Below are 10,533 nucleotides of genomic sequence, written 5' to 3'. Positions count from 1 at the left end.
CCTCAGCGTGGTGGTGACTCTCGTCCGAGCCGCGAAGGCGGCCCGCGTCCCGCGTACCGTGGCGGCGGCGACGCGCGTCCCCCGCGTGAGGGTGAACCGCGTCCTGCGTACCGTGGCGGTGGCGACTCGCGTCCGCAGCGGGACGGTGACTCCCGTCCGCGCCGGGAGGGCGACTCGCGTCCTCCGTTCCGAGGCGGCGGTCGTGATGGCGGCGCCCGCCCTTGGGCGGACGAGCGTCGCGGAGGGGGGGAGCGCTCGGGGGGTGGCCGAGGCCGAGAGAGCCTCGGAGGAGGCCGCGGCGGGCAGCGCGACGAGCCGGAGCTGACGGAGGAGGAGCGCGAGCGTCGCTCGCTCCAGTCGGTGCGTCCACGCCACGACGATCCGGACCTGCCGGACGACGTCCAGCCGAAGGACCTCGACAAGGTCGCCCGCAACGAACTGCGGAGCTGTCGAAGGACAACGCGGAATGGGTGGCCCGGCACCTGGTGATGGCCGGCCGCCTCCTCGAGGAGGACCCGGAGCTCGCGCACCGGCACGTGCTCTCGGCTGCGCGTCGTGCCGGCCGGATCGCGGTCGTGCGGGAGTCGCTCGCGATCTCTGCCTACGCGACCGGAGATTTCGCGCTCGCTCTGCGCGAGCTGCGCACGTTCCGCCGCATCTCAGGGTCGGACGAGCAGGTGCCGCTGATGGTCGACTCCGAGCGCGGAGTAGGCCGACCGGACAAGGCCCTCGAACTCGGCCGGTCGATCGACCGGTCGTCGCTGAGCCCGGGAGCGCAGGTGTCGCTGGCCATCGCTATGTCGGGCGCGCGGCTCGACCTCGGTCAGCCGGAGCTGGCGCTGATGGAGCTCGAGATCCCCCAGCTGGATCCCGATCGCGCCTTCTCGTACAGCCCGGCGCTGTTCTCGGCCTACGCGCTCGTGCTCGAGGAGCTCGGTCGTGCAGACGAGGCCGCCGTCTGGCAGCGGCGCGCCGACATCGCGGAGCGGGCAGTGTTCGCGGCCGAGGGCGGCGGTGACGACGAGACGATCGAGGTGATCGAGGAGGAGCACGAGGCAGCCCCCTCGACCGGTCGGCAGACCGATGCCTCCGTGCCCGATGCCTCCGCGCCTGACATCGGGCAGCCCGACGCCGACGAGCCCGACCCGGACGTCGCGCCGGACGCACCCGCCCTCAACCCAACCGCCACGCTTATCGAGGAGGACGCCGATGTTCCGCAGCAGCGCCAGGACTGAGCCCTCGCCGCTCGAGGGCCGGGACGCGGTCCTCGCCGACCTGGACGGAGTCGTCTACAAGGGCGCCGACGCGATTCCTTTCGCCGTCGAGAGCCTGAACCGTGCGAGCGAGAGCGTCCGCGTCGGCTACATCACCAACAACGCTTCCCGCACCGACGCTTCCGTGGCCGGACACCTGACCGATCTCGGGCTGAGCGTGCGGCCGGAGGACGTCGTGACCTCGCCGCAGGCCGCCGTCGTGCTGCTGGCCGAGCTGGTGCCGGCGGGCGCGACGGTCCTCGTCGTCGGCGGGGAGGGCCTCACCTCCGAGGTCGAGCGCGCAGGCTTCACCGTCACGCGCAGCGCGGAAGAGCCGCCCGCGGCCGTGATCCAGGGCTTCGCGCCCACGGTCGGTTGGGAGCAGCTGGCGGAGGCCTCCTTCGCGCTGCACACGGGGATCCCGTGGGTCGCGACGAACACAGACTGGACGATCCCGGTGGCGCGGGGCATCGCTCCCGGCAACGGCACGCTGGTCTCGGCCGTGCACACCGCCGTCGGCCGCCTCCCCGTGGTCGCCGGCAAGCCGGAGCGGGCGATCTTCGACGCGGCGACCGCGCGCTTCGGCTCCGCGAATCCGCTGTTCATCGGCGACCGGCTCGACACGGACATCGCCGGCGCGAACGCCGCCGGCATGGACAGCGCGCATGTGCTGACCGGGATCGACCGGGCGAAACAGCTTCTCGCCGCCGAGCCGAAGCTGCGCCCGCAGTACATTCTCGGCGACCTGCGCGAACTGGAGCTGCCGTACCCGGCGACGACGATCGCGAAGAACGGAACGCACGCGGTCCGCGGCGCGAAGGTCCGGCTCGAGGGCGACTCCGTCGTGATCGTGGACGCCGGCGACGATGCGAACGACCTGCTCCGCGCCGCCTGCTCGGTGATCTGGTCCTCCGGACGGGCGATCTACGGCCTCGACGTACCGGAAACGCTCTACACCTGATCGTCGGGCGCTACACCTGCTCGCGGACGGCGGGCTCCGAGGACTGTTCGCGGTCCAGGAGCCCACTGAGCCGTCGCGCGAGACCCACCGCGACGACCGCGAGCAGTGCGCCGTAGACGACGGTCGCGGTGACGACGCCGATACCCGCTCCGATCGGCGCGGCCACCGCGGCGTCGGTAGACCGGTCAGTGCGAGCGAGAGGGCCGGTGTGGGCCGGCAACGGTCGGCGGAGGAGCCGAGCGCGACGATACAGTACGGTCCGCCCGCGATCAGCGGTAGACGGCCCAGTCGTCCTTCGCGAGCACGGTGGGAACGCCTTCGATCTCGACCAGCCACCCGCGGTCGTCGCGCTGGAGGTACCGGCCCTTGACGATCTCGGGAGCCCAGCCGCCGTCTCGTGAGGAGATCCAGCGGACGAAGCGGACGGTGCCTCCGCGTCGGAAGAGGGTGCCGTTGTGGTCGCTCATGCGGTGATCCTCTTCACAGGGAGGTCGTCTCTCGACGAGGGTTCGGGGAGGAGATGGAGTCCGCGGCGTCCGTTCGACGCGGCGGACAGCTCGCGCAGCCACTGCGGGTTCAGCTCGACCGGCTCGGGGCCGTCGTACTCGTACCGGGTCGGGATTCCGGGATGCAGCCACAGCTCGGAGCGGCGGTCCTGCTCGTCCTCGATCGTCAGGAGGAAGCCCTCGCCGCGGCGGAATCGCGAGGTGATGATGGTCTGCAGATGAGCGAGTGCACGGTCGTCGAACGCGTGGGAGCTGGCCGGCCCGCCGTAGAGCAGTCGTCCCATCGCGCACCTCCGTAGCCCTCTGCGGCGCGATGGAGATGCGCCGCTGCACCGACTGTAGGTATTGCTAAGTGGGTTGACTACTGGCGCGGCTGTCGACTGCGTTTTCGGGACACCCGCGATCGAGGCCGTCGGGAGGTGATTCGATAGGCGCAGCGAGTTCCCGCACGGGCGCCTGCCACTCGGAAGGCTCAGATGGACGCTCGACCAGACCTGTTCGCCCTGCTGAAGCGACTGCGGACGGCGGAGCGCGACTACGACGGCCGTGTCGAGCGGCGCCTGGGCATCGGCACCACGGATCTGGCGGCGCTGCGGATCATCGGGATCGGTGAACGGAACGACGAGATCGTGCGCGCGGTCGATCTGGCCGCGGCCCTCTCGATCACGACTGCGGCGGTCTCCCTCCTCGTCGACCGTCTTGGCAGGGCCGGCTACGTCGACCGAACCCCCGATCCCTCCGACGGCCGCGGACGCATCCTGTGCCTGACCGCCCGCGCGCAGAAGGCGATCCTCGGCACGGACCACCCGACGTACGACCGGATCCGGGCGATGGTCGCCCGCGTGCCCGAGGCGGAGGCGGCGACCGTCGCGACGCTCCTGGACGGTTTGAGCAGGATCCTTGAGGGGCAGCCGCGGCCCGAGCCCGTGGACTGACTGTCAGCGTTGCAGGGTGGCGCTCGGCGACTCGCCGAAGCGCTCGGCGTAGGCCGCGCTGAAGCGCCCGGGATTGCCGAAGCCCCAGCGTCGCGCGATCGACGCCACAGTGGCGTCGTGCGGAGATGCCACAGTGAGCTCGACGCGGGCCCGGTCCAGGCGCACCGAGCGGAGGTAGGCGATCGGCCGCACGCCGAGCACCCGCTGGAACGCGGACTGGAGTCCGCGCACGGTGAGCCCGGCCGCCTCCGCAATCTCGGCCGGACCGATCGGCTCGGCGCAGTGCGCGTGCACGTACTCGACGGCGATGCGCATCCGGGCGTTGCGGGGTGCGAGCAGCTCGGGAGGCGCGGGCGCCGCTTCGGGCGGATACAGCTCGAGCAGGGCCGAAACGGTCCGCCGGGTGAGTTCGTCCCACAGCAGCGGCTCGACGCGTTCGCTGCGGAGTGCTCGGGCGGAGGCGGCGACCGCGGCGCGCCACCGGCGCAGCGCGCGCTCCTCCGGACGGTGCTCCGAGTCGAAGGCGAGCAGACCGAGGAGCCCGCACTCGGCGGCGACGCGGTCGACGACTCCCCGGTCGAGGTGCACGAGACGCTGGTCGAAGTCGACGTAGTCGAAGGCGAACGAGCGGCCGACGGGGAAGAGGACCGGCCGGTTCGCCTCCATCGTCAGGGAGCTGCGGCCGAGATCGAGCCGCGCGCTGCCTCCCACGATCCACTGCACCACGACGTCGTCGGAGTCGCCGACGACCCCGGCGAGGCGACCGGACATCCGCGAGGTGCGCAGCGTCATCCCCGCATCGCCGATGGCGGCGTAGCGGTACGTGAACTCGGAGGCGGTCGTGGCGGCCTGCCACTCGTCGCCGTTGTAGAGCCGGGCGAGGCGGTGGCGGGCCTCGTCGGGATCACCGCCGCCGGTGGCGAGCCGGACCTGGGGGTGGTCGTCGTCCATCGGGGTCGTTCCAGAGCCTCAGTGCACCAGGCGGTCGACGAGCGCGCGGTAGCGCGCCGCGGTGCGCTCGACGATCTCGCTGGGCAGCGTCGGGGGCAGGCCCTGACCGTCCCAGTTGTCGGTGAGCCAGTCGCGCACGATCTGCTTGTCGAACGACTGCCCGCGGGTCCCTGCGTCGTAGGCCTCGGCGTCCCAGTAGCGGGAGGAGTCGCTGGTGAGGACCTCGTCGCCCAGGGTGACGACTCCGCTCCGGCGGTCGACGCCGAACTCGAACTTCGTGTCGGCGAGCAGGACCCCGCGCTCCAGCGCGGTCGACGCGGCCTCGTCGTAGACCCTCAGCGAGAGGGACCGCAGCGCCTCCGCCGCCTCCTCGCCGACGATCTCGACGGTGCGCTCAAAGGTGATGTTCTCGTCGTGCTCGCCCTGCGGGGCCTTCCAGGCGGGAGTGTAGATCGGCTCGGGCAGGAGGTCGCCGTCCTTCAGGCCCGCTGGGAGCCGCACGCCGCAGACGGCGCCCGTCGCCCGGTACTCCTTCCAGCCGCTGCCCGAGAGGTAGCCGCGGACGACGCACTCGATCGGGAACATGTCGAGCGTCTTCACGAGCATGGCCCGGCCACGAACCTCCTCGGGGACCTCGCCGGGGAGGAGGTGGTTCGGCACGTCGGAGAGCCGCCCGAACCACCACAGCGAGAGGGACGTCAGCAGCTCGCCCTTGTCGGGGATGCCGGGCTCGAGGACGTGGTCGTAGGCGCTGACGCGGTCGCTGGCGACCACGAGCATCCGCTCGGCGCCGATCACCGGGTCGGCGTCGTCGGGCGTGTAGAGGTCTCGGACCTTGCCCGAGTAGGCGTGCTGCCAGCCGGGCAGCGCCGCCGTGGTGTCGAAGGACAGGGAGTCGTCGCGGGTCACCCGTCCATTCTCGCGGTTCCGACCCCGTCACGACACCTGGGTGCCGGCCGTGCCGCGCCGGAGCGGGTCTGTCAAGCACGCGCGACTGTCCGATCCGCCCGCCTAGCGTCGAAGACATGACTTCCGAGAACGAGCCCACGACGACCGAGAACGACCAGCACTCCGAGAACACCGGCTCCTCCGCGCAGGACCAGTACACGTTCCAGGATCCCACCGCGATGTACGCCGGCATCGACACCGAGGAGCAGTACCAGGAGGGGGCGGGTCTCGACTCCGCGATGGACGATCTCGCCGACCGCGGCGAGAAGACTTACCGCGGCTCCGGACGCCTCACCGGGCGCCGTGCACTCGTCACCGGTGGCGACTCGGGCATCGGCGCGGCCGTTGCGATCGCCTACGCCCGCGAGGGCGCCGACGTCGCGATCGTCTATCTCCCCGAGGAGGAGAGCGACGCGCAGAAGGTCGTCGCGCTGATCGAGCAGGCGGGCCGGAAGGCCGTCGCCATTCCGGGCGACATCACCGATCACGATGTGGCCGTCGGCGCGGTCGCGACGGCCGTCGAGCGTCTGGGTGGGCTCGACATCCTCGTCAACAACGCGGGCAAGCAGCAGCACGTCGAGGACTTCCTCGATCTCTCGGACGAGCAGTTCGACGAGACCTTCAAGACCAACGTCTACGCGATGTTCTGGATGACGAAGGCGGCCGTGCCGCACCTCGCCCCTGGCTCCGCGATCATCAGCACCTCGTCGATCCAGGCTTACCAGCCGTCGCCGATGCTGGTCGACTACGCCAGCACGAAGGCGACGATCAACACGTTCTCGAAGGCGCTGGCCCAGCAGCTCGCCCCCCAGGGCATCCGCGTGAACGTCGTCGCGCCCGGTCCGATCTGGACGCCGTTGCAGACCGCGGGCGGCCAGCCTCCCGAGAAGCTGCCCGAGGTCGGCTCGCAGACGCCGCTCGGACGCTGGGGCCAGCCGGCCGAGCTCGCCCCCGCCTACGTGTTCCTCGCCTCGCCCGAGTCGAGCTACGTCATCGGCGAGACACTGCACGTCAACGGCGGCATGCCGACGCCGTAACACTCGGCGCTCCCGGCGGGCCCCGCCGGTGCGGGGAGGACTCTCCTCCGCGTGCCGACCGGGCCTGCCGTTTTGGTTGTCGTAACAATCGACTGACACGCAGGTTCCTGCGCGAGGCTCGATGCATGACCGATTCCCTGCCGATCCTCGACCTGTCCCGCCTCGACCAGGGGGAGGCGGAGGCCGCCGCCTTCCGCCGCGACCTCCGCGAGACCACGCACGACGTGGGCTTCTTCTACCTGGTCGGCCACGGCGTGCCACAGGACCTCCTCGACGACGTCGTCGCCGTCTCCCGTCGCTTCTTCGACCTGCCTGAGGAGGAGAAGCTGGCCATCGAGAACACCCTCAGCCCGCAGTTCCGCGGCTACACCCGCTTCGGCGCCGAGCTCACCAACGGCGACGTCGACTACCGGGAGCAGGTCGACATCGGCATCGACCGTGCGGCGGTCGAGCCCGGCCCCGGAGTCCCCGACTACGAGCGCCTTGAGGGCCCGAACCTGTGGCCCGAGGCGCTGCCCGAGTTCCGCGAGGTCTTCGAGCGCTGGCACGCGGAGCTCGCGGCCGTCGCCATCCGCCTCCTCGGCACCTGGGCCGTCGCCCTCGACGCTCCGGCCGACGTGTTCGACGAGGCGTTCGCCGAGAAGCCCTTCTCGCTGGTGAAGGTCGTGCGCTACCCGGGCACCTCCGACCCGGAGCCCAAGCAGGGCGTGGGAGCGCACCGTGACGGGGGCGTGCTGACGCTGCTGCTGGTCGAGCCGGGCAAGGGCGGCCTGCAGGTCGAGCACGACGGTTCGTGGATCGAGGCGCCCGCTCTGCCGGGGGCCTTCGTGGTCAACATCGGCGAGATGCTCGAGCTGGCCACCGGCGGCTACCTCAAGGCCACGCTGCACAGAGTGATCTCGCCGCTGATCGGCACCGACCGCGTCTCGATCCCGTTCTTCTTCAATCCGGCCCTGTCGGCGACGATGCCCTCTCTGCCACTGCCGGAGGAGCTGAAGTCGGGCCTGTCCGTCGACCCGACGAACGCGCCCATCCTCGAGACGTACGGCGAGAACGCGCTGCGCTATCGCCTCCGCGCCCACCCCAACGTGGCCGAGCTGCACCACGCCGACCTGCTGTCGCCGACCAGTTGATGCGGGATGTTGACGGAGTGCTGACACTGCGGTGACGGGGCGCTGACGGGGCTCTCGAGAGAGTAGATGCGCCGGCGACCCGCCGGACCGGCACTGCCGGATCTCGACGCGAAGGACCACCCGATGACCTCCCGCCCCCGACGCACCCGCCCCGTCCTCCTCCTGCTCGCCGTCCCTGCGGCAGCGATCGTCGCGCTCACCGGCTTCAGCGCCGGGGCGGCACAGGCCTCACCCGACGAGGCCGCGCCCGCCGCCCCGTCCGAGGCGGAGGTGCTGGCGCAGTTCGACGCGTGGAACGCCTCCCTGGCCACCGGCGACCCCGAGCAGGTGAACGCGCACTACGCGGAGGATGCCGTGCTCCTGCCGACCGTCTCGCCCGGCGTCCACGACACCCCCGAGGAGCGGCTCGGCTACTTCGACTCCTTCCTCGACAACCAGCCCTCCGGAGTGATCACCGAGAGCGTCGTGCGCGACCTCGGCGACGGGAACGCCTCGCTCTCGGGGCTCTACACCTTCACGATGGGGGCGAGCGGCGACATCGTGCCGGCCCGGTTCACCTTCGTCTACGCCCAGATCGACGGCGAGTGGAAGATCGTCGAGCACCACTCCTCCAAGGAGCCCGCCGCGGGGTGACCGCGAGGCGCTCCTCCAGACACCGATGGGACACTGATCCGTGCGTATCCTGCTCGTGGAAGACGATCCTCCGATAGCGGATTCGCTGACCGAGGGGCTCGAACGCTACGGGTACGACGTGACCGGGGTCACCACGGGGCAGGAGGCGCTCGACGCCGCGGTGCCGGACGTCGTCCTGCTCGACCTCGGCCTCCCCGACATGGACGGGCTGGACGTCTGCAGACGGATCCGCGCCGACTCCGATGTGCCGATCATCGTCATCACCGCCAGGGGCGACGAGATCGACACGGTGGCGGGCCTGGAGGTCGGTGCCGACGACTACGTGGCGAAGCCCTTCGGGGTGCGCGAGATCATCGCGCGCATCCGCGCCGTGAGTCGGAGGCGCGCGTCGGCCGATCCCGCTCGGAGCGACCTCACCGCCCCGCCGCTCGCCCTGGGCAGGCTCGGCATCGACGTCGCGGCCCGCCGGGTGCACTCGGACGGCGCCGAGCTGGCGCTGGCACCCAAGGAGTTCGACCTGCTCGTCGCGCTCGCCCGCGGCGCCGGGACGGTCCTCACCCGGGAGGCGCTCATCGACGAGGTCTGGGACAGCCACTGGTTCGGCTCCACCCGCACGCTCGACGTCCACATCTCGGCTCTGCGGCAGAAGCTCGGGCCGGCGGCGGCCATCACGACGATCCGGGGCGTGGGGTTCCGACTGGAGCGCCCCTGATGCGCCGGCGACTCGTGGCGTCGTACCTCCTGATCGTCGCTCTTGCTCTGATCGCGTTCACCGTCCCGGTCGCCGTGAACCTGGACCAGCAGCTCCGGGAGGGTCAGCGCGAGATCGCCCTGCGCGAGGCGCGCACCATCGCCGTGCTGCTCGCGCCGGCCTCTGAGGCCGACCCGGCCTCGTCGAGCGGAGCGCGCCCGGCCGTCGAGCGCCTCCGCGAGGAGGTCGAGCGGCAGACCCAGGGCCGGGTCGAGCTGATCGGCGCTGACCTGCGCCCCGCGCTCGGCCGAGAGGTGGCGAGCGCCGGCGACTCCGACTTCGCCGCCGCACTGGCGGGCGAGGAGCGCGCGCGGATCGTCCCGGACTCGGTCCTGGGCGAGCGTGGGCTGCGGGTGACGGTACCCGCGATGACGGAGCAGGGCGCGACCGTCGGAGCGGTGCGGCTCACTCTCCCCACCGCTCCCGTCGACGAGCAGCTCCGCGGCGTCTGGCTGTTCCGGCTCGGCGCTGGAGCGGTGGTGCTGCTGCTCTCGGGACTCGCCGGCGCCGTGGTGGCGACCTCGCTCCTTCGCCCGCTGCGGCTGCTCGACGCGATGGCGGGGCGGATGTCGCGCGGCGACTTCCAGGTGAGACTCGACCCGGCCGAGGTCGGGCCGCCCGAGACGCGCAGGCTCGCCGAGACCCTCAACGACGGTGCACACCGGATCGACCGGCTGCTCTCGGCGCAGCAGGCCTTCGCGGCCGACGCCTCCCACCAGCTGCGGACCCCTCTGACCGCGCTGCGCCTGAGCCTCGACACCCTCCGTGACCGCCTCGAGGACCGCGCCGACCGGGTGACCGTCGATCGGGCGCTGGGAGAGGCGGGCCGGTTGAGCCGCCTCGTCTCGGACCTGCTCGTGCTCGCGCAGAGCCAGGCGTCCACGCGACCCCGTGAGACGGTCGACGCCACGGCCGTGCTGGAGGCGCGCTGGTCGTTCTGGCAGGCATCGGCCGAGGAGGCGGGGGTGCGGCTCGAACTCGACCCCGCGCCGGAGCGGCCCGTGCTCGCGACTCCCGGACACCTCGAGCAGGCCGTGGACAACCTGATCGACAATGCGCTCCGAGCGAGCGCCGGCGGCGGTCGGGTCGCGCTGCGGTCGCGGTCGGAGGAGCACCGGGTGGTGCTCGAGATCGTCGACGACGGGCCCGGCCTGAGCGCCGAGGAGCGCGAGCGCGCCTTCGACCGCTTCTGGAGCACGGCGCCGGGCGGCTCCGGACTGGGGCTCGCGATCGCCCGCCAGCTCGTGGAGCACGACAACGGCGGGATCGAGCTGGTGGACACTCCGGGTGGCGGGCTCACCGCGCGGCTGGTGCTGCGTCGCCCGCCCGTCGCGGACGGCTGAACCGTCCGCTTGAGCGTCGGCGGCGGGTCCGGTCCCGCGCGACGGAAGGGCCCTCCCTCCGCCGAGCCGGCGGGTGGAGGGG

14 protein-coding genes are annotated in these 10,533 nt (G+C 71.9%); 8 read left to right on the top strand and 6 right to left on the bottom strand.

The window, feature by feature from the left end; all coding sequences use genetic code 11:
* Positions 1-375: hypothetical protein (locus ACH61_RS18475; RefSeq protein ID WP_236713659.1), on the bottom strand; the 375-nt coding region annotated here is incomplete at its 3' end.
* Positions 376-470: 95 nt separating this feature from the next.
* On the opposite strand from ACH61_RS18475, the gene ACH61_RS11710 reads away from it, so the two are divergent.
* Together ACH61_RS11710 and ACH61_RS11705 are read left to right on the top strand one after the other, a co-directional pair.
* Positions 471-1,235 carry a hypothetical protein gene (locus ACH61_RS11710; protein WP_236713658.1) on the top strand — a complete coding sequence of 255 codons (765 nt, stop codon included), beginning with the start codon at positions 471-473 and terminating at the stop codon, positions 1,233-1,235.
* Positions 1,210-2,214: an HAD-IIA family hydrolase gene (locus ACH61_RS11705; protein WP_068212251.1), complete on the top strand. Its 1,005-nt coding sequence runs from the start codon at positions 1,210-1,212 to the stop codon at positions 2,212-2,214. Before ACH61_RS11710 ends, ACH61_RS11705 begins: the two co-directional genes overlap by 26 nt.
* A gap of 10 nt (positions 2,215-2,224) precedes the next feature.
* Here the strand turns inward: ACH61_RS11705 and ACH61_RS17455 are convergent, their stop codons facing one another.
* The 3 genes from ACH61_RS17455 to ACH61_RS11695 form a co-directional block, all read right to left on the bottom strand.
* A complete protein-coding gene (locus ACH61_RS17455) occupies positions 2,225-2,380 on the bottom strand; it encodes a hypothetical protein (RefSeq protein ID WP_158286128.1) in 156 nt (51 codons plus the stop codon).
* Positions 2,381-2,483: 103 nt separating this feature from the next.
* Entirely contained in the window at positions 2,484-2,681 is a 198-nt protein-coding gene (locus ACH61_RS11700) for a hypothetical protein (protein WP_068212247.1), read from the bottom strand.
* Positions 2,678-3,004, bottom strand: a complete 327-nt coding sequence (locus tag ACH61_RS11695; RefSeq protein WP_068212246.1) for a DUF7882 family protein — start codon at positions 3,002-3,004, stop codon at positions 2,678-2,680. Before ACH61_RS11695 ends, ACH61_RS11700 begins: the two co-directional genes overlap by 4 nt.
* A 192-nt stretch (positions 3,005-3,196) precedes the next feature.
* On the opposite strand from ACH61_RS11695, the gene ACH61_RS11690 reads away from it, so the two are divergent.
* Positions 3,197-3,655 (top strand): MarR family winged helix-turn-helix transcriptional regulator, encoded by a 459-nt coding sequence (locus ACH61_RS11690; protein WP_068212245.1) that lies wholly within the window; start codon positions 3,197-3,199, stop codon positions 3,653-3,655.
* 3 nt (positions 3,656-3,658) lie between these two features.
* Here the strand turns inward: ACH61_RS11690 and ACH61_RS11685 are convergent, their stop codons facing one another.
* Together ACH61_RS11685 and ACH61_RS11680 are read right to left on the bottom strand one after the other, a co-directional pair.
* Entirely contained in the window at positions 3,659-4,606 is a 948-nt protein-coding gene (locus ACH61_RS11685) for an AraC family transcriptional regulator (protein WP_068212244.1), read from the bottom strand.
* Positions 4,607-4,624: 18 nt separating this feature from the next.
* A complete protein-coding gene (locus ACH61_RS11680; RefSeq protein WP_236713657.1) occupies positions 4,625-5,515 on the bottom strand; it encodes a phosphoribosylaminoimidazolesuccinocarboxamide synthase in 891 nt (296 codons plus the stop codon).
* 218 nt (positions 5,516-5,733) lie between these two features.
* Here ACH61_RS11680 and ACH61_RS11675 point away from each other — a divergent pair, with 218 nt between their 5' ends.
* From ACH61_RS11675 to ACH61_RS11655, 5 genes are all read left to right on the top strand, one after another.
* Positions 5,734-6,591 (top strand): glucose 1-dehydrogenase, encoded by an 858-nt coding sequence (locus tag ACH61_RS11675; protein WP_068212254.1) that lies wholly within the window; start codon positions 5,734-5,736, stop codon positions 6,589-6,591.
* A 125-nt stretch (positions 6,592-6,716) separates the two neighbouring features.
* Positions 6,717-7,724, top strand: a complete 1,008-nt coding sequence (locus ACH61_RS11670) for an isopenicillin N synthase family dioxygenase (protein ID WP_068212243.1) — start codon at positions 6,717-6,719, stop codon at positions 7,722-7,724.
* A gap of 123 nt (positions 7,725-7,847) precedes the next feature.
* Positions 7,848-8,357 (top strand): SgcJ/EcaC family oxidoreductase, encoded by a 510-nt coding sequence (locus tag ACH61_RS11665; RefSeq protein ID WP_068212253.1) that lies wholly within the window; start codon positions 7,848-7,850, stop codon positions 8,355-8,357.
* 55 nt (positions 8,358-8,412) lie between these two features.
* Positions 8,413-9,069, top strand: a complete 657-nt coding sequence (locus ACH61_RS11660; RefSeq protein ID WP_277871439.1) for a response regulator transcription factor — start codon at positions 8,413-8,415, stop codon at positions 9,067-9,069.
* Positions 9,069-10,451 (top strand): sensor histidine kinase, encoded by a 1,383-nt coding sequence (locus ACH61_RS11655; RefSeq protein ID WP_068212240.1) that lies wholly within the window; start codon positions 9,069-9,071, stop codon positions 10,449-10,451. Before ACH61_RS11660 ends, ACH61_RS11655 begins: the two co-directional genes overlap by 1 nt.
* Positions 10,452-10,533 lie beyond the last annotated feature (82 nt).

The sequence above is a fragment of the Rathayibacter tanaceti genome, assembly GCF_001634385.1.
GTDB lineage: Bacteria > Actinomycetota > Actinomycetes > Actinomycetales > Microbacteriaceae > Rathayibacter > Rathayibacter tanaceti.
Note: the sequence above shows the minus strand (reverse complement) of the source record. Positions and strands in the feature narration are given on the sequence as shown.